The organism is Photobacterium obscurum, assembly GCF_026191635.1.
In the GTDB taxonomy this organism is placed as follows: Bacteria; Pseudomonadota; Gammaproteobacteria; order Enterobacterales; family Vibrionaceae; genus Photobacterium; species Photobacterium obscurum.
Genome location: NZ_JAKRRW010000005.1, coordinates 205065 through 224355, shown reverse-complemented (window position 1 = coordinate 224355; position 19291 = coordinate 205065). Strand labels below are relative to the sequence as shown.

Here is a 19291-nt window from a genome sequence, read left to right as displayed (position 1 = left end):
TGGCCGGCGATGCCAGACGGCACTCCAATAACAGTTAAGTCAACCTCACCGGGCCGGAGAGCCTGTTAAAGAGACAAAGGAAGCTACCCATGAATATTGCCCCAGCAGTGAACGAGAGCACGACCCAATACCACGGTTTTTCTGTTGCCCCTTATGCGATTAACCCGCGCTTGCAAGTGGTAACACTGGACAAGAATACCTTGGATCGTTTTATCGATTTGAGTGCTAACTGGAGCCTGCAGTCGCTAGAGTACAAGCCGTTTTTACGCTATGCCACGGCTGATGCCCTGGACAAGGCTTGTGATTACCAACTGGGTGAATTACTGGTTGCTATAATGGCAAACCGTGAAACCGGTGCTTTCTTACTGCAGGCGGACGAGCAAGCACAAGCTGCTTTTGAGGACAGTGACGAGCAGCGGGATTTCTTCGTCAAGCTTTCCACGGCGGTCTCCCACTTGATCGGAATCCCGAACTTCGATGCGATGTATGGCAAGTACTATGCGCGCTTTACGGTCAAGAACGAAGATCATAGCGACAGCTATTTGCGCCAGGCCCACCGCCGTATGGAGCTTCACAATGACGGAACCTATGTCAATGAGCGTACCGACTTCGTGCTGATGATGAAGATGGACGAGCAGAATATGGAGATGGGGGATTCGTTGTTGCTTCATGTCGACGAGTGGCAGGAGCTGGAACGCTTCTATCACCATCCGATGGCCAAGCAGAACATTGTCTGGGGAGCACCACCGAGCAAAAATGTCGGTTATACCATCGAGCACCCGGTATTTTTCGAGGAAGACAGTAACGGCAAGCCGCACATGCTGTTTATCGACCAGTTTGCTCAGCCACAGAACATGCAGCAGGGGCTGTATCTGCATCAGATGAGCGAGTCGCTTGAAGCGGACAGCAACTGTTTCAATGTCAGGGTCAAAGTCGGATCGATGCTGGTGGTGCAGAACCATTGTTGGCTGCACGGCCGTGATAAGTTTGTTGCCCATGGTGGCCTTAAGCGTGAGCTGCTTCGCCAGCGTGGTCACTTTACTCGTTAAGTTGGCTTAATGTTGCGGATTAAAGAATAAATACAAAGATAGAGCCCGCCGCAGTGACTGCGGCGGGCTTTTATCACAGTTGGTATCAATGGAGTGAAAACGAGTGAGTACTATCTACGATTACATCATTATCGGTGGCGGTATTGTCGGGGTTTCGACTGCGTGGCAGTTGCAGCAGCGCTACCCGGATAAATCGATTTTGCTGATAGAAAAAGAAACCGGCTTGGCGCAGCATCAGACGGGACATAACAGCGGGGTTATTCATGCCGGGGTCTATTATGCGCCGGGCAGCATGAAGGCGGAATTTTGCAAAGCTGGGGTGGAAGCGACAACCCGATTTTGCGCCAAGCATGATATCCCGGTCGAAAACTGCGGCAAGCTGCTGGTAGCGACTGACAAGCTGGAGCTGGAACGGATGCAGGCGCTATACCAGCGCTGTATGCAGAACGGTATCGGGGTTGAGCTGCTGGATCTGGCGGCATTAAAGCAAAAAGAACCCAATATCGAGGGGCTCGGAGCGATACTGGTCGATACCACCAGTATCGTGAACTACCGTTTGGTGACCGAGAAAATGGCCGAGGAGTTCCGCGCCCTGGGAGGTGAGGTGATGCTCGGTACGTTGGTCGAAGGCCTGATAGAAAATGAGAGCGAAATAATAGTAACTTGTCGTAAAAGTGAAGAGATCTTGGCGTTATCTTGTCGTTTTATGATTGCCTGTTCGGGACTGATGGCCGACAGGATGACCAAGATGCTGGGGATCAAGACCGATTTCCAGATCATTCCCTATCGCGGCGAGTATTACCGGCTGCCGGAGAAATACAACCAGATCGTCAATCACCTGATATACCCGATCCCCGATCCGGATCTGCCGTTCCTGGGCGTGCACCTAACCCGGATGATCGACGGTTCGGTAACGGTGGGCCCCAATGCGGTGCAGGGCTGGAAGCGTGAAGGCTATGGCAAGGTGAATGTGAGCCTGACTGATATACGTGACATGGTCACTTTTTCTGGTTTCTGGAAGGTCACTGCCAAGCACCTAAAAACAGGGTTGATCGAGACCAAAAACTCATGGTGGAAGCCGGGCTATCTCAAGCTGGTCAACAAATACTGCCCGAAAATTCATCTGGCGGATTTAGAGTCCTATCCGGCGGGGATCCGCGCTCAGGCGGTGCTCAAAGATGGCACCTTGGTCCATGACTTTCTGTTTGCCGAGAGCCGCCGCAGCCTGCATGTCTGTAATGCCCCTTCCCCAGCCGCCACCTCGGCGATCCCTATTGGCGGCTATATCTGCGACAAGGTTACCGAAAAGCTGCGGACGGAATGTTTGCAGCCAGTCGCGATGGTTGGTTAAGTGCTGCAATGGTTAGCTCGCTAACAGGCTTTTAATGGTCTCCCATTCCGCCCAATATCATTGTTGATGCCATACCCAGAAGGTAAATCGAGAACGCGACGTGAAGGTCTGCTTCTGTCGCACTCAGGCTTGTTGCAATTTGTGGTAGACCGACGAGGTAGAGATCGATGCCCAATGGATACATCAGGACAAGGGCAAAGCAGCAAAAAAGGATCTTGTTCATGGAACTCGCTATGGCTAGGAGAAGGTGAAGACAATGTACTCGGGATGATTGCCGTCACCTAGTTGCCATTCAGACAAGAGCTCTTTCCTATTTGGAAAATGGCTAGTTGTTGCGGTAAAAGTCGCTCAGGGTTTTGATAAACAATGAACGAACCTTGTTGACTGTACTGGTCTTTTTGGTAATAGCCATGATTTCAAGGGTGTAGAAACGCCTTTCAGGTGCGATGGCTTTTAGATCGCCAGTATCAACATAGGGCTGGGCATAGGTTTCCGGCAGGAAGCCGATGTATTTGGAAGACAGCAGTAATGCTAGTCGCGACTCATAGTTATAGGCCGTGGCTTTGAGGTTCATATTAGCCAGGTGGCCGTTGATGTTTTCCTGAGTCTTCATTCCGGCATACACGACCGGAAAGCCGTCGATGATCTCGTCGCTGAGCTCGTCTGCACTGAGCTCGTACAGCGGGTTATCCCGGCTACAGTAGAGGTAGCAGTTATCGGTATAGATATGTTGGTATTCGAGACCGTCGAGGCTGCGGTGGTAGGGGATAAAGCCGATGTCGGCTTCCTCGCTCATCACCAGTCTTTCAATCTCAGTCATTCTGGCGACCTCGGACGTCAGGTAGACCTCGCTCGCCAGCTTTGAGAATTTGCGGAAAACATCCGGGATCCGGGCGCGAGTATCTAGGCTGATGGTATCGCTGAACAGGACTGTCAGGGTGCCGGATAACTGGGTATCAAGGTGGTTGATGGTGTTGCGAAAATCTTCCAGCTCGCCCAGTAGCTTGATGGTGGCATCGTAGACGACCGAACCCTCTTCGGTCAGGGAAAAGCCGGCGCGCCCGCGTCGGCAAAGTGTCAGGTTGAGGCGGGATTCAAGATTGGAGATGTGAATACTTATGGTCGAGCGGCTAATATTTAGCTCTGTTTCGGCTGCGGAAAAGCCACCGCAATCGGCCACTGTTTTAAAGATCTTCAGCTGCTTAATTTCATAATCCCCGACTTGTCCTATCGGGATAGAGGCTCTTGTCATTGTTTTATGCCTATAAAACTTCAGGTTTAAAAGTGGAAGTTTATTCACAGAACTGAGTTGTTAATATTCTGCCTACGTATTATCTACGAATGTTTAACATTTTTCTTTGAACCCTGTAAAAGTTCTCGGGAGCGGTGGCCAAGTTATGGAAGATCTAGGTTTAGTGATTTCCCATGCCTACATAAATGGGCAGTGGATTGCAGCAGATAAAGGAACCAGTATGCCGGTAATCAATCCAGCGGATGGCTCGTTGATCACCGAGGTACCGGATATGGAGGCCAGTGAAGCCGAGGCGGCCGTTGTTGCTGCCGACAAAGCCTTTAGAAGCTGGCGAAAAACCACGGCCAAGCACCGTGCGGGGCTATTGAAAGCCTGGTTTGAGCTGATTGTCGAACATGCCGATGAGCTGGCCAAATTACTGACCACTGAGCAGGGCAAGCCCTACAAGGAAGCCTATGGCGAGGTGATGTACGGGGCATCGTTTATCGAGTGGTTTGCCGAGGAGGCCAAGCGTACCTATGGTGAGCATATTCCGTCGGCGATGCCGGGCAATCGCTACTTAACGATCAAGCAGCCTGTCGGGGTGGTGACGGCTATTACGCCGTGGAATTTTCCGGTCGCAATGATCACCCGCAAGGTGGGGCCAGCATTGGCTGCGGGTTGTACCGTAGTGGTCAAGCCGGGCGAGGATACACCGCTTTGCGCGTTGGCGATGGCGCGACTGGCCGAGATGGCGGGGATCCCCAAGGGGGTGATTAATGTCGTCACTACGGCCAGACCTGCCGAAGTTGGCGAGGTGCTGTGTACCCACCCGCTAGTCAGAAAAGTGTCCTTTACCGGCTCAACGCCAGTCGGCAAGCATATCTTGCGTCAGGCCGCCGATACCGTGAAGAAGGTATCAATGGAGCTTGGCGGCAATGCCCCGTTTATTGTTTTCGATGATGCTGATTTGGACAAAGCCGTTCAGGGAGCATTGATCTCCAAATATCGCAATGCCGGGCAGACTTGTGTCTGCACCAACCGGCTGTATGTCCATGATGCTATTTATGATCAGTTTATGGCTCGGTATATCGAGGCTGTCGGCCACTTAAAGCTGGGTCATGGCTTGGCTGAAGGCACCGATATTGGCCCGTTGATTAATGCTAAGGCGGTTGCGAAAGTCGATAGGCTGGTGGCTGAGGCAGTCAGTCAGGGCGCCAACCTAATTTTGGGCGGAGCAATCTCAGATGTCGGTGCGCAGTATTACCAGCCGACTATCTTGGCTGATGTGACCGAGCAGATGGCGATTGCCCATCAGGAGCTGTTTGGCCCGGTGACCACGGTATTTCGCTTTACTGACGAAGACGATGTGATCCAGCGGGCGAACGATACCCCATATGGCCTTGCTGCCTATTTCTATTCCCGAGACAACAGCCGGATCTGGCGAGTGTGTGAGGCATTGGAGTACGGCATTATTGGCATCAACGAAGGTATTATTTCGACTGAAGTTGCCCCGTTCGGTGGGGTGAAGGAGTCTGGTTGCGGCCGCGAGGGATCTAAATACGGTATCGAGGATTACCTGGAAATAAAGTATCTCTGTCTCGGTATTGAGCCGTAAGAAACTAGCCCCCTGTTTTTCTGTTTTAAGTTGTTTCAACCCTTAGTTTGTGTCATTCCCAAATGAACGAATGTTCTAGTAGTGACGTTTTGGCAATACCTTTCCGGTATTGCCTTTTTTTTGCTTGATTTGTTTTTGGTGATCATCTTAATTATTTGTTTTTATTAGGTTTTGTTTCACTCTTGATAAAGGTTTGAGAGTTCTAAAACTTTAGGTGGATAAATGGGGATTTAATGGTTGTAAATAAGTTGTAATTATCGGTAACAACATGGCAACGGATGAAGTTTAGACGTCATGGCACTTACTCTCTGTTTAAAGGCTGACTGTTTTGAACAAACGGTTTTAAACAGATGAAGGATAAAAATAACAAGGAGCAAAATCCATGTTCAACACCCTACTTAAGCTGCGAAAGAAGAGTCTGAAGAAAACCCTGGCTGGCTACACACTGGCTGTCGCTGCCTCCCTGTCGGTGGTGCCAGAGGCGTTCTCCGCCGAGCACAATTGGCGTTTTGTGAACCTGTATTCGAGGGGAACGGCTTACGGTGAAGTATACAAAAGCTTTGCTGAAAATATCGAAGCCATGTCTGGTGGTCGTATTGCCGTACAGGTGATGTATGCCGGAGAAGGCGTCGGACAGACAGGTGTCTTGGGCTCGGTAAAATCCGGGCTGATGACAATGGGGGCCCCTTTCCAGCCCATGCATGCCGGCGAGTTTCCTCCGGGTGTGGTTGAAGTTGGCCTGCCGGGCATGACCGATGATGTCGGCGAGCTAAGTGCACTGTTCCATGAAAAGGGATGGGGTGAAGTACTGGAAGAGGCCTATGACAAGCAGAATCTAGTGTGGCTGGAACCCTATATTCAGCTGCCGGTGTATGTGTTGACCAAAACTCCGATTAATTCTATCGACGACTTCAAGGGAATGAAGATCCGTGCGCCGGGTGCCTATGGCAAATTTCTGCGCAAGTTGGGCGCTTCACCGGCCTCGCTGTCATGGAGCGAAATCTATACCAGTTTGGCCACCGGGGTTATTGACGGCTCAATTGGCAGTAATTTGATTGACCACCGCGATGGTAACCATGTCGAAGTTGCCAAATATATGTACCGCTTACCGATTGCCGGTGCTCAGGCATTGCCAATTGTGGTGAACAAGAGTGCATGGAACAAGCTGCCGGCCGATCTGCAGGCAATTGTTCGTGGCGCAAGTGCCCAGCATGCCCGCGAGCAGATGACCAAATCGCGCCTGTGGGAGTCTCAGGCTGTGGCGGATATGCAAGCGAAAGGCATGAAGTGGAGCCCGCAGCCGAGCAAGGAAGATATCCAGAAATGGAATACTGCGGCGAACTCGCTATGGAGCGAGTATGCCAAGGCGGATAAGTACAGCAGCCGCCTGGTCGAAATTCTGCAGCAGTAACAGTGTAAATAGCTGGTCAGGGGCGCAAGCCCCTTTTGTCTTTCTCCGGCTTCAAGGATGATGAATATGTTTAAGATGGCAATGATGGGATATTGCCTTGGGGTAAATCGCTTGGTTTACCTAGTCGGTTTTTCTGCCTCGGTACTGATGCCGTTGCTGGCATTGACCGTGGCCTTCGAAGTGTTCTCCCGCTACGTACTCGGTAGCCCGACGATTTGGGCCTACGATGTTTCCCTGTTTTTGTTCGGTTATATCGCCGCCTTGGGTGGAGCTTTGGCTCAGCAGAAAAAAGCTCATATCAATGTTGATGTTTTCTATCTGTCGGTGTCGGCCCGGTTTAAATCGCTTTTCAATCTGCTCTCTTACTCTCTGGCGATTTTCTTTCTGGTTGTGGTACTGATGATGTGTTACGGCAAATTTGAAGAAGCGGTTGAGTTCAACTATCGCCGCCAGTCGGAATGGGCACCGACCATGGCGCATTTTTGGATCATGATGATAGTGGCCTGCGGGACCTTTATTCTCCAGTACACCAGCGACTTACTTCAGGATATCTACTTCTTATTGACCGAACGCCAGCTGCTGGCGCAACAGGAAGAGATTTGTGATGACAATAACAAAACCAGTTATACGCCGGCAGGGATGGAGGACGTATGAGTATCGAAGTACTGACATTGCTGCTCATTGGCTGCATCTTGGCGAGTTTTGCCCTTGGTGCTCCCGTTGGGCTGGCACTGGGCGGTATCGCCATGGGGATGGGATACCTGACCTGGGGGGAGGGGATTTTTAATCTGATCCCGACCACCATAGAAAGTAATTTCTTTAGTTTTATTCTGTTGGCGATCCCGTTGTATATCTATATGGGACAGCTGCTGACCCGTTCGGGGATCGGGGATGCAATGTTCAATGCCAGTCAGATGCTGATTGGCCGCTTGCGAGGATCGCTGGCGATCAGCGTGATCGGCGTATGTTCGATGATCGGTGCCATGGTAGGCATTATCGGTGCCGGTATTATGACCTCGGGCAGTATTGCACTGAAGCCGATGCTGGATCGCGGTTATGACAAGCGACTGGCACTTGGGGTGATCATGGCCGGTGGCGGCTTGGGGATCCTGATCCCGCCGAGTATTCCGATGATTATGTATTCGGCGACGACCCAGAACTCGGTCGGGAGAATGTTCATTGCTGCGATTGTACCGGCACTGATCTCCATTACCCTACTGGTGGCCTATGTGATCATAAGCTGTAAGCTGAAGCCGTCGAAGGCACCGTTGAATACTGGCAAAGAAAACCAGATGACCGGTAAGCAAAAGGTGCGTACCGCCCGTGATGGCCTGTTTTCGCTGCTACTGATTGTTGCGGTGCTGGGCAGTATCATTACCGGTATTGCGACGCCGACAGAATCAGGAGCCATCGGTGTTGTCGGGGCGATTTTGCTGGCGGTGGTGTTCAAGCGGTTCCGGTTCGAGATGTTCAAGTCTTCCGGATTCGAAACGGCCATGCTGGTCAGTGTTTCGATGTGGATCATCCTTGGTGCGTCAATTTTCAGTAATTTTCATATGCTGAGCGGGGTGCAGAATATGGTGGCTCAGCTGACCCAGGATCTAGGGCTGCCGCCATTAGGGGTGATCATCTTGCTGCAGGTGATCATGTTGTTGCTGGGGTTCATTATCGATGAGCTGATCATTGTATTAATGTGCGCGCCGTTGTTTACCCCGATAGTCGTTGGCCTGGGATACGATCCGATTTGGTTCGGTATCCTGATGATCCTCAATATCGAGATTGCCGTTCAGACCCCGCCATATGGGTTTGCCCTGTTTTACCTAAAAGGCATAGCCCCGCCGGGGGTAACTATGATGGATATTTACCGCTCGATAGCGCCGTTTATTCTGCTCAAGCTTTGCGTGTTGATCTTGTGCATGCTGTTCCCGGAAGTGGTGTTGTGGTTACCGAATAAAATAATGGGAGCGAGTTGATATGAGCCTGAAACATGTATTGATGCCGGTCGATTTGGCTTTTCCGGATGTGGTCGAAAAAGAAGTCGAGATGGCGCTAAAATTACTGGCCTGTGATGGGGTAATTGACATGCTGTTTGTCGATGATGTCAGGGTCCATCACAGTATGGTGCCGACGGTATCGGGTGATACCTTTTCCGGTAAACATGCCAATACCCGTTTTGCGGTGCAGGCAATGCTGGAGCGCCTGGTGCCGGAAGAACATCGGGGTAGTAGTATTATCCGCAACGGGGTGGTGTTTGACGAAGTGGTGGCGCAGGCGAAGCAAACTAACGTCGATGCTATCGTAATGGCATCGGCCAAGCCGAAGCTTCGCTCGTACCTGCTCGGCTCGAATGCCGCCAAGGTCGTGCGCCATGCTCCCTGCTCTGTGTTTGTGGTGCGGTAGCGGTTATCAGTTCAAATTATAGAGCACAGCGGCATGCCGAGGTGCTCTTGTCCATATCCTACCTTGCCGGCGCTCAGTCAATATTCTTCATAGTATCTAACGCACTACAGTACAGGTTCAAAGGCCCGTCGAGCATATCAATGTTCAGTGTCGATTTTTCACCATTGCAATTGAGGGCGAGCGCATAGCCGTGCAGATAATCGACTAATAGGTCGAGGGCATTTTTTGAGGCTGTGGCATCAAGATTAAGTGGCGCCATTACCTGCTCGAAGCGTTCGATAAAGACGGTGGCGGGGCCGGCTGAGTCCATACTGAGCAGGGTTTCGAGCAGGCCGGGAAAGTCATTCAATAGCGATAAATAACTGCGGCACAGTTGGCGTAGTTCCGATTGCCAGTCGTCGTTAACCTTTGGTTGGTAGATATCTTCAACCAGCGACGTGGTGATCGCGACCAATAGGGTATTTTTATTTTTGAAGTAGTGGTAAATCGCCATCGCATCGACATCCAAGCGGCTGGCAAGCTGACGAATACTGGGGATTTTTCCCTCTTCTCGCATTATACATTTGGCCATATCGATGATGACTTGCCCGTTGAGATGGCTCGTTGCCCCCTTGGGACGGCCGCGCTTTTTATCCTTGACAGACATTCGATCCTCTCGATAAACTCACTACAAATTCTACGCTGTAGAAATATGTTAAACGAAGCTGGATTAAATGCCAAGTTCAGCCAGTTATCTCATTCATTGATTGGAGCCGATCATGTCAAATATTGTGTATATAGCCACCAGCCTAGACGGCTACATTGCAGACAAGGCCGGCAGTATTGACTGGTTACATGCTATTCCAAACCCCGAAGGTTCAGATTTGGGATTTGGCGCGTTCATTGACCGTATCGATGCACTGATTATGGGGCGCAATACTCTTGATATGGTACTGAGTTTTGACATTGACTGGCCGTATAGTAAACCTGTATTTGTTTTGAGTAATACAATGACCGAAGTACCTGAAGGTTATGAGGACAAGGTCTTTTTGGTCAAAGGTTCCCTTGAAAAGGTTATCAAACAAATCAACGATCAGGGTTATCAAGATCTTTATATTGATGGCGGGATCACCATCCAGAACTTCCTAAAACAAGATCTGATTGATGAAATGATAATTACCACTATCCCCGTTTTGCTTGGTGGCGGAGCGCCATTATTCGGTGATCTTGCCTCGCCATTGCAGTTCAAACATATCAAGAGTGAAAAGCTGATTGATGCCATAGTGCAAAACCAATACCTTCGAGTGCGTTAAGCAAGTAACAGTTTGGGTTTGATAACGGTGTTTCGGCACCGTTTTTTTGTTATCTGTGCCCCAGATAGCCATAGATGTTATTTTTTTCCTGCTCAATTATCTAAACACTGACTTATCCAGATTGGTATAAGAGCTTGAAATAGCAGGATAAGGAGTGTCTATGAACAAGATAGTTGTATTCACCGCAGCCGCATTGGTGATGCCGTTTCATAGTCTTGGAAATGATGCAATTTCGCCATATTTTGCTCATCTGAACGCTGAAACTGCAGGGTGTGCTGTCGGCGTGGTAAAGGGGGATAACCTTGTCTATGAACAATATTTCGGGCTGGCTAACTTGCGTTATCAGGCGCCTATCGATAACAGGACGGTGTTAAACATCGGCTCCATAAGCAAGCATATTACGGCATCGTTAGTCTTGATGCTCGAAGCCGAGGGAAGGCTCTCTCGCGCAGATACTCTGAAAGAATATTACCCCGACAGCCCGGACTGGTTTGGTGAGATCACCCTTTATCAACTTATTCATCATCGCAGTGGCTTGCCTGACTACATCAATGATTTTAAAACCGGATCCAGCCTGATCGATGAACTGGTTATATCGTCAAATCTTGTATCTGGATTATTCATCGGTCAGCCGATACCACGTGAGGTTTTGGTCGAGGCGGTGATTGGGTATATGACTAGTCTGGAAACAGCCCCGTTCCCTCCCGGTATTGCGACGAGGTACAGTAATACCGGCTACCTAATGCTGGCAGATATCTTGGAGAAGGTCAGTGGAATGCCCTTTGAGGACTTGGCAGAGAAAAGAATATTTGCGCCCCAGGGAATGGCATCGACCACAATAACCAGTGTTAACGATAGTGAAATTCCGTGGAGTGCGACGGGGTACGTTTATGATGATTACGACAGCAATGCACTGCGCAGCGCCGCATCGAACTTTGTTACCGCGGGAGACGGCGGCATACTGACTACGTTACCGGATTTTGCCAAATGGGTGAGCCATTTGCTTCAGCCTAAAGCCAACCAGAAATACTGGCAGGACTTTCTTAACGAGGAGGATCCGGTATTTGGCAAAGCCCCGGACTTTTCCTCTCGGCTCGATCAGTATGTGAATGGTCTTTTGCTAAAGCGTATCAATAACAACAAGTTCTATATGCATAGTGGTTTATCTATCGATGGCATGGGGAGCTATTTCTGGTTCTCTCGGGATTTGAATCTCGGCTATATCCAGATGTGCAATTTCTATGGGGTGATGGCACCCGGCTTCGATGTGGTTATTGAGCAATTTGCTGCTTTTTAGTGACGACTCTCTGCCTATTCATCACTATCAGTTGTTGAATCGATACTACAACAGCCTATCAATAAATCCCCAGCCAATTGGCTGGGGATTTTTCTGTCAGGCTGAATTTGAACAAGACTTTCCTGGTTCAAAACAAGCTGATGGCTAGCGGATGGTATATGCCGGGTCAAATGACTTCAGGTTGTATACGCGTTGTCCGTTATAGCTATGAACTTCGACCGACTTTTCTTTTGTATTGAGATTTATCGTGACATATTCGGTGTCATTGACGTTGTCCGTTGCGTCTCGGTAGGTCAGGAAAGGTGTCTCAAGCTTCAATGTCTTGGAGATTTGTTCGCGGTTCTCCACTGTCGTTGTGTGGAGCTCTGCAGTATTCAGCTCGAGGCTCAGTCCCCCTTGCTGGGTTATTTGGGTATTTTCATCCCTTACGGTGCCTGCACAATATAACGTACCATTGTTAATGTGCATATTCTGGCCGTTGAAGCCGTCGTCGAGGCCGATGAGGACGCTATTGGCCTGCATGTCCCATACCTGGCATAAGTTGCTGATGATGAAGCGGTCATCAATAACGTAGCTGACACTGGTGTTGTAGACATTGCGATCGCCCGGGATCTCAAGTGTCTCACCAAGGCCGCCATCGGCTTGTAACGCAACAAAACGGTTTTGGTATTGTATGTCACTGTTATCGCCGCCGATGGCACTGGTTGTGTACATTTGGCCTTCGAACTCGAATGGGATTGATATGCTATCCCAAGTCCAATGATCGACAATCTTGCCGGTGGCTTTTTCAATCTTATTTACCGTTGAATGGTTATGGGCATCGAAAGCATAGACATAACTATCGTTGGCAAAGACAAAGCTAGACTGGTTGTTGGTGAATCGAAGTCCGGCATTCGGAATTATTTTGTTCAGTGTGAGATCTTGGTTTTCCGAGGTTGGCAAGATGATCTCATAGAGGCTCTGTTCGGTACTTTTATATGGGTTTTCGGCACCCATCAGCAGGTTGCTGCCCTTATTGTGAGAGCTGTTTGCCGGAATGATGTAGAAGTCATGCGGCGCATTTAGGGAATCTACTTTTGCGTGGCTATCGATCGGTCGAATATTTTCCGGTAGTTCAAACAATCCCATCGTTTGGTGTTGGAAGTAATATTTTTCCTGATAGTTGAAGTAACCGCAGTGCTCCGTATCCATGAACGTTGGGACTTTTGCCAAAATAACTTGCCACTCGTCATTGATAGGTTCGACTGTAAGAAGATCAATTACCGGAGCCTCGCATACTGACGGTGAGGTGATTATATTGCCGGTATCGTCTGTGGTGTTGAAGTCCACAGCAACGGCTTCGACGGCATCATCAGTTGTTATACCAACGGAATAGCTATTGATGTCTGTGCTCTCGTCTACGCCGATCGAGCCAATGGCTTTGTACTTATTTAATTCGATGGAACGAAGCGATAGGTCACCAAAGGTTGCTGACGTAGATGGCGTGCCATCTGAACTGCCACCACCGCCACATCCGATTAATGTGATTGAAATGCCAAGTGCAATAAGGGTTTTAACAGCGTTCATTAGGAATCTCGTTGATAACCAGACAAGCAATAACTTTGCCTATTGAATGGTTTGCCGTGTGATTTTCTAACTTCCTTTTAGAAAAGCTTACTGATGAATCCGGCGGATTATATACAATGTTTTATTTTTGTTGGAGTCTTTGCTCTATAGTGGGGAGACGGAGTTTGTAAAGCGGGCAATACGGCTATACCGATTGCTTTACGAATGTCATTATTTTGTTAGCTTTCACGGTTATTGGTGTACCCTTGTCGCGTTAGTTTTGTCGACTTGAGAGCTCAGCCCGTCCGTCTTGCGGCAAGATATTAGGTATTAGCAGGAGTTGTTAACGTGAAACAGTCCATTATTCATATCGCCCTTGTCGTTAAAGACTATGATGAAGCCATCGAGTTTTATACCAAGAAATTAAAATTTGAGTTAATCGAAGATACTTACCAACCGGAGCAGGACAAGCGCTGGGTAGTGGTGTCACCGCCGGGTTCGAACGGGGCAACAATCTTGCTGGCAAAAGCATCGAAAGCGGAGCAGGAACCGTTTATTGGTAACCAGAGTGGTGGCCGGGTCTTCCTGTTTCTTAGCACCGATGATTTCTGGCGTGATTACAACCGAATGCAAGCCGAAGGCATCAATTTCGTTCGTGAACCCAAAGAGCAGGACTACGGAACTGTCGCAGTGTTCGAAGATCTGTATGGCAACCTGTGGGATTTACTGCAGTTAGATCCGAGCCATCCGATGGCGGGACGCTAAAACGTTACTTTTAGGTACCAAGAAGCCTGAGAGCAAAGCAAGCAGGCTTCTTGGAGGGGGATTAACTTACACTGTCAGTGGCAAGAAGATAATACTCAAGATGATGTTCACGCCCAGGCCGAAGGCAATAGGCGGAATTGTTCGCTTGATCAGCTCGAAGGGTGAAACTTTGGCCATTCCCGATGACGCGACAATCACTCCGGCAACCGGAGACATTGCACGACATGCGTTTGAAGCTTGCTGCATCGGCATCACTAAATATACCCCGTTGATGCCCATACCATCGGCAATTTTAGGGATCAGCTCAACGAAGGCGTAGAATGCTGCGTTACCAGAACCGGTCAGGAATGCCACTGCCCCCGTTAGACCTACCAGTACCAGCATCATCGAGGTTGCACCGAAGCCGACTTGAGATGCACTCTCAATGAGTATGTTGATGGCACCGATGGCTTTCAGGCCCTGTGCGAACACACCGGCACCGACAAGGATCAATACTACAGGTAGGGCATCTTCCATCCCTTTGATAATGGCGCTCATCCCTTCCATCGCGGTACGACCGCTACGGTGTCGGATCGCTTCCAAGGTCATTGCCGTAAAGAGGCACAGAATCGCAATGGTGCCGATATTCATGGTCACGCCTTCGACCAGCCCCAGCTCGCCACTGGTCGCGACCAGAACAATAATTGGCAGCATCGGCAGCCAACCGTAAAAGCCTGGCGCCTTGCCTTCGATCTCAGACGTGCGGACATCAACCGAGTTAAGGTCAACTCGCTGGCGGCTGCCTTTTTGGATCAGCCCTTCCTTCTTGTCCATGTATTGCTGCCAGAAGTAGTGTGCGGCAGCCATGGCGAGCATACTCGGAATCGCAAGCGGGATTTGATATTTAAGGGTATAGATCTCAACCGACATCCCCACGTTTTCAGCCGCAATGACCGAATCGACGGCCAGAGGTGAGAAACTAATGGTGGCGGTGGTGGCGATGGCGGCGGCAATAGAGATGGCAGGTAGCCCCAGCGCATTCAGTACCGGGAATAGCGTCGACATGAGGAGAACGGCCAGGCTGGTGGCGCCAAATCCTGCCAGTGAAATAAAGCTACCGATCAGAAACGTGAAGGCCAGCATCAGGTAGGGCTTATTGATCCCGCCGAGCAATCTCAGGGCGTTATTGATGACAATATCATTCGCACCGATGTAGGTCATATAGCGGGCATATGCCAGTAGCGAGAATAAGATCAGGCCCATGCCACCGAAGCGGTTATTGAACATGATGTTCATTGATTCAAAGATATCTAGCCAGATACTGCCGCTTGATTGCGTCTCTGGTACAACGGGTAAACCCAGCATGGCGCACACCGCCATCAATACAGCGGCCCCAAGGAACAGGGTCGCGATTGCGTTGTACTTTTTAAGAATGGCGAATCCAACTATAGATACGACCAATATGGAGATAAAGATGCTCATTAATTCCTCATATTTAACGTTAAGTAATGAGCTGACTATATATAGTAGTGTTTACGTCTGATTGTTGATTTGTGTCATGTGTTGCATATAAAGGTGAGTCGGGCAGATAGGTTAATCATGTTTCCACGTAGATGATCACATTTTCAATTATTTGATTATAAATCAGTAAGATAATTCCAATTTCTGTTTATGTTAGCGCTATCGACATGGACATTTAGCAAGAGTGGCTGGTATCTGAGTCAAGCCTCTTTATTTCTGATGGCGTTATTGTTTTAGACAGTTTTCAGCCTTGTGCCTAGACTGAACTTCAGAGTCCCCCAATTCTTCTGAAAACGCTAATTTCACCACACCAAGTTCAAAGCACGAGCGCGGCTAACCATGTAACCATGGCAGCGGGTTGAAAGAATGAGTAGTTGGCAATCGTGCTTCAGGGGCACAATGATGATCACAAAGAAAGAGAGTGCCAAGTATGACTCCGCCGTGGCAGAAACAGATCCCCCCGATCCTCTCGTAACGGTTTTTGACTATCACGAACGCACCAAACATCACTTTCACCGTTTTGCCAACGCATTAGACGCTTTGGACTGGGCTAGTCAGCCCTGTCCGTTTCGGTGCTACCAGGGGGCGCCAGAAATTCTTCTACCATTACCGGGGCAAGATACTACACCCAACTATGAGCCCTTCTTTGCCGGTCAACCTGCAGCGCTTCAACCGCTCAACCGGAGCACAATTTCAGCCTTTTTTTACTATTCACTCGCGCTTTCTGCCTGGAAAAGTTGTTTCGGGAACCGTTGGTCACTGAGGGTGAATCCGTCGAGCGGCAATTTGCATCCCACAGAGTGCTACCTGATAGCAGATACCATACCTGAGCTATCGGAACAGCCCGGCATTTACCATTATTTCCCCCTCCGCCATCAACTGGAATGTCGAGCATCGCTTGAGCAATCGAATTGGCGAGCCATAACCAGTGGCTTGTGTTATGACGGGCAACTGCCAAAAGGCAGCTTTTTAGTTGCTCTTACTTCAATCCATTGGCGGGAGTCCTGGAAATACGGCGAACGAGCTTTTCGTTATTGCCAGCATGATTGCGGCCACGCTTTGGCGGCTGTCAGAATTGCAGCCGGCCTGATGGGCTGGCAGCTGACCCTAATTGAAGGAATATCTGATTCAGATTTAGCCCGGTTGGTTGGAATCGATCGCAATGACGATTTTCCTAGCCGGCAGGAAAGGGAAGCTCCCGATTTGCTGGCTGTTGTCACGCCGGGCAACAGCGAGCTTCGAGTCCGCTGGGCACCAAATCAGATAGCGCTGAGTGATGTTGCAAATGGCAGGTGGCAAGGAAAGGCAAACTTGTTAAGTAAGAGCCATCACTCATGGCCATGGATCGATAAGGTCGCGTTAGCCTGTTATAAGCCAGAGACAATAGATTTACTGGAGGGCTGTTCGCAATTATCCGATTTATCCTATGCGAAAATTCCTTTGGAAAAGAGCAATCCAAGAGTAAATATCAATGCCGGGAAAATAATTCGGCAACGGCGCAGTGCCCTTGATATGGATGGTGAAACCCGTATCAGCAAAGCAACGTTTTATCAGATCCTAAGTCGTACTTTACCTGAGCAAAACCCCAGGTTGTTTGCAGCGACCACATGGCCAGCATGCGTTCATTTGGGTCTGTTTGTTCATCGTGTTGACGGGGTGTCTCCCGGCTTGTATTTGTTGCTCAGAGATCTGGCCAAAGTCGAACAGCTGCAAAGCTTAATGAGCATGGACTTCATTTGGCAGAAGCCGCTGGACTGCCCTGAAAACTTGCCCCTTTATTGCCTGCATTCAGCAGATACGCAAGAAGTCGCGAAGATCTTAAGTTGTCATCAAAGTATTGCTAGCGGCGGTGTGTTCAGTTGTGCCATGCTGGCGGAATTTGAACAACCGCTTCGGCAGCTGGGGCCCTGGTGTTACCGTCGACTTTTCTGGGAAGCGGGCATGATTGGTCAGATGCTCTATTTGGAAGCTGAAGCCAAGGGGATTCGCGCAACGGGCATTGGCTGCTTTTTCGATGATCCCGTCCATCAGCTATTTGGGCTAAAAGACCGCACTTATCAGAGCCTCTATCATTTCACGATGGGAGGGCCGGTTGAAGATATGCGTTTGGAAACCCTGGCTGCCTATTCAGCAGCCCGTTAATCCTCGTCGAGCGGTGAGCTCGATCCTGTTCAATCCTGTATTACGGTAAGAATTGCAGAGATGCCAGCCTGCGACAATGATCATGGTTTCAGCCGTAGTTGAGCGATGTTCTGTGATCAATAGGGCATGCGAAATACGAGAGGTCTGGCAATATAACTGAATAGATTCAAATAGCTAATGAGGCCGGAAATGCAAAAAATCGGAGATGACCTATGGGTACATGATGATTCAATGAAACTCGCTGGCACCAAGCTCGGGCTGCGGATGACGGTGGTGAAGCTCACTGATGGGTCGCTGTGGTTGCATTCAGTTACCGCATTGTCCCCAGAGTTGAAGCAGGAGATCGATCAGCTCGGCAAGGTGAAATATATCGTTGCGGCCAATAATGCTCACAACACCTGGTTGCAAGACTGGTGCGAAGCCTACCCCGAGGCTGATGCCTATGTCAGTGCGGGTATTCCGAGAAAAGTGCCTCTTTCTAATTACCATATACTGCGTGATGGTCTTGAAAATGCCTGGCCCGAGGATCTGGATTGGGAATATATGCCCGCCGTACCATTTTTTAACGAGACGGTATTTTTCCATAAAAAGACCCGTTCATTGATTGTCACCGATCTTATTCAGAACTATCCGGATGAAGTGCCGACCGGCTTGGCCGGAGTCATGACCAAGTATATTTTCCAGCCGATTGGCTTCAAGGGCACCTGCGTCGCTCCGCCGCTAAAAATGGGCTTTATGATCAAGGATAAGCCGAAGTTCACCGAATTTATTCGCAGCGTTCAGGGTTGGGATTTTGAGCGCATTATTGTGACCCATGGTGATATTATTGAGGAAAATGCGAAGTCAGTGTTTACTGACCTTTGTGTACGTTTCCTTAAGTAACGAACCACAACGCCCATCGTGAATACCGTCGATGGGCATTAATCCTTTTCTGCAAAGTCTTTTTCTAGGCTTGTCTCTTCTTGAGTCGCCCCCTCTTCAGTCACGTCTTCTGGCACTAAACGGATGATAACGTGCTCTTTGCCTTTTAGTTTGATGGTGAATTGATACCCGTCGTGTTGCTGCTTAATCTCTACTTGCAGGTATTGCTTGTTATCTGCGGCGAAGATCAGGCGTTCGGCGTCATCGTGAATGAGAGATAAATGGATTGGTGTTTGGTTGCCGGCAAAAGTTGAAAGAAACTTCAGTCGGGTTTTCGTGCTGCCAAGGTAGAAGCGCCAGTGATGCTGGGAGACAGAGAGTTTGGCAATGCCATATAGCGTATTTTCTTCTGATATCTCGAAACAAATTGGATAAGGCAAAGGGCCTCGTGGGGTCTTGATAGCCTTACCTTGCCAGCAACCTTGTAATGACTCAATCAGAGCATCGCCGGATGCTGCAGGGAGCGGGGCGAGCAGTGTACTTACAAGTATCGTCAATAAGAGGGATGGCGCATTAGAGCGTAACTTCTGCATGCTGGTATGTCTGATTGGTTGAAACTGAAAATGTGGTACTTCAAGTACAGGAAAAAATTGCCATTGGGGCAAGGCATCCAATCGTTGGAAGTGAAACTGGACATGAATCCACGTTGGATTGATTTGCCTGATGTGTTTCCGATCGATATTCATATCAATAATTTAAACTGCGGCTTGATAAAAATGCCATTTCATTATGTAATGCGCTCGGCATGATTTTGAACGCTGTTTAATTT

General features: G+C 49.2%; 17 protein-coding genes and 1 pseudogene. 12 read left to right on the top strand and 6 right to left on the bottom strand.

The window, feature by feature from the left end:
* Positions 1 to 89 precede the first annotated feature (89 nt).
* Positions 90 to 1049 (top strand): glutarate dioxygenase GlaH, encoded by a 960-nt coding sequence (gene glaH / locus MD588_RS09020; RefSeq protein WP_265696783.1) that lies wholly within the window; start codon positions 90 to 92, stop codon positions 1047 to 1049.
* A 103-nt stretch (positions 1050 to 1152) separates the two neighbouring features.
* On the top strand, positions 1153 to 2400 hold the full coding sequence (gene lhgO, locus MD588_RS09015) for an L-2-hydroxyglutarate oxidase (RefSeq protein ID WP_265696782.1): 1248 nt from the start codon (positions 1153 to 1155) through the stop codon (positions 2398 to 2400).
* A gap of 46 nt (positions 2401 to 2446) precedes the next feature.
* Here lhgO and MD588_RS09010 read toward each other — a convergent pair.
* Both MD588_RS09010 and MD588_RS09005 read right to left on the bottom strand, forming a co-directional pair.
* Positions 2447 to 2623 (bottom strand): annotated as a pseudogene (locus MD588_RS09010) (multidrug transporter subunit MdtL); the annotation flags it as partial.
* A gap of 102 nt (positions 2624 to 2725) precedes the next feature.
* Entirely contained in the window at positions 2726 to 3652 is a 927-nt protein-coding gene (locus MD588_RS09005; protein ID WP_265696781.1) for a LysR family transcriptional regulator, read from the bottom strand.
* A 145-nt stretch (positions 3653 to 3797) separates the two neighbouring features.
* Here MD588_RS09005 and MD588_RS09000 point away from each other — a divergent pair, with 145 nt between their 5' ends.
* The 5 genes from MD588_RS09000 (at position 3798) to MD588_RS08980 (ending at position 9060) form a co-directional block, all read left to right on the top strand.
* Positions 3798 to 5249: an NAD-dependent succinate-semialdehyde dehydrogenase gene (locus tag MD588_RS09000; protein WP_265696780.1), complete on the top strand. Its 1452-nt coding sequence runs from the start codon at positions 3798 to 3800 to the stop codon at positions 5247 to 5249.
* 382 nt (positions 5250 to 5631) lie between these two features.
* Complete coding sequence (locus MD588_RS08995; RefSeq protein WP_265696779.1) at positions 5632 to 6660, top strand: TRAP transporter substrate-binding protein; 1029 nt, start codon at positions 5632 to 5634, stop codon at positions 6658 to 6660.
* Between the two features lie 66 nt (positions 6661 to 6726).
* Entirely contained in the window at positions 6727 to 7314 is a 588-nt protein-coding gene (locus tag MD588_RS08990; RefSeq protein WP_265696777.1) for a TRAP transporter small permease subunit, read from the top strand.
* Entirely contained in the window at positions 7311 to 8633 is a 1323-nt protein-coding gene (locus tag MD588_RS08985) for a TRAP transporter large permease (RefSeq protein ID WP_265696776.1), read from the top strand. Before MD588_RS08990 ends, MD588_RS08985 begins: the two co-directional genes overlap by 4 nt.
* A 1-nt stretch (position 8634) precedes the next feature.
* Entirely contained in the window at positions 8635 to 9060 is a 426-nt protein-coding gene (locus MD588_RS08980; RefSeq protein WP_265696775.1) for a universal stress protein, read from the top strand.
* A 73-nt stretch (positions 9061 to 9133) separates the two neighbouring features.
* Here MD588_RS08980 and MD588_RS08975 read toward each other — a convergent pair whose 3' ends face one another.
* The gene (locus MD588_RS08975) at positions 9134 to 9706 is read right to left on the bottom strand and encodes a TetR/AcrR family transcriptional regulator (RefSeq protein WP_265696773.1); all 573 of its coding nucleotides are present in this window, start codon (positions 9704 to 9706) and stop codon (positions 9134 to 9136) included.
* Between the two features lie 112 nt (positions 9707 to 9818).
* On the opposite strand from MD588_RS08975, the gene MD588_RS08970 reads away from it, so the two are divergent.
* On the top strand, positions 9819 to 10352 hold the full coding sequence (locus MD588_RS08970) for a dihydrofolate reductase family protein (RefSeq protein ID WP_265696772.1): 534 nt from the start codon (positions 9819 to 9821) through the stop codon (positions 10350 to 10352).
* Positions 10353 to 10512: 160 nt separating this feature from the next.
* Entirely contained in the window at positions 10513 to 11649 is a 1137-nt protein-coding gene (locus tag MD588_RS08965; RefSeq protein WP_265696771.1) for a serine hydrolase domain-containing protein, read from the top strand.
* A 144-nt stretch (positions 11650 to 11793) separates the two neighbouring features.
* Here MD588_RS08965 and MD588_RS08960 read toward each other — a convergent pair whose 3' ends face one another.
* Complete coding sequence (locus MD588_RS08960; protein ID WP_265696769.1) at positions 11794 to 13215, bottom strand: hypothetical protein; 1422 nt, start codon at positions 13213 to 13215, stop codon at positions 11794 to 11796.
* A gap of 327 nt (positions 13216 to 13542) precedes the next feature.
* Here MD588_RS08960 and MD588_RS08955 point away from each other — a divergent pair, with 327 nt between their 5' ends.
* Positions 13543 to 13959 (top strand): VOC family protein, encoded by a 417-nt coding sequence (locus MD588_RS08955; RefSeq protein ID WP_265696768.1) that lies wholly within the window; start codon positions 13543 to 13545, stop codon positions 13957 to 13959.
* A gap of 66 nt (positions 13960 to 14025) precedes the next feature.
* Here MD588_RS08955 and dcuC read toward each other — a convergent pair whose 3' ends face one another.
* Positions 14026 to 15420 carry a C4-dicarboxylate transporter DcuC gene (gene dcuC / locus MD588_RS08950; RefSeq protein WP_265696767.1) on the bottom strand — a complete coding sequence of 465 codons (1395 nt, stop codon included), beginning with the start codon at positions 15418 to 15420 and terminating at the stop codon, positions 14026 to 14028.
* Between the two features lie 441 nt (positions 15421 to 15861).
* Between dcuC and MD588_RS08945 the strand changes: the two genes are divergently transcribed.
* Together MD588_RS08945 and MD588_RS08940 are read left to right on the top strand one after the other, a co-directional pair.
* Positions 15862 to 17601: a SagB/ThcOx family dehydrogenase gene (locus MD588_RS08945; protein ID WP_265696766.1), complete on the top strand. Its 1740-nt coding sequence runs from the start codon at positions 15862 to 15864 to the stop codon at positions 17599 to 17601.
* A gap of 189 nt (positions 17602 to 17790) precedes the next feature.
* Entirely contained in the window at positions 17791 to 18483 is a 693-nt protein-coding gene (locus tag MD588_RS08940) for a DUF4336 domain-containing protein (RefSeq protein ID WP_265696765.1), read from the top strand.
* 38 nt (positions 18484 to 18521) lie between these two features.
* Here MD588_RS08940 and MD588_RS08935 read toward each other — a convergent pair whose 3' ends face one another.
* On the bottom strand, positions 18522 to 19055 hold the full coding sequence (locus MD588_RS08935; protein WP_265696762.1) for a hypothetical protein: 534 nt from the start codon (positions 19053 to 19055) through the stop codon (positions 18522 to 18524).
* Between the last annotated feature and the right edge of the window lie 236 nt (positions 19056 to 19291).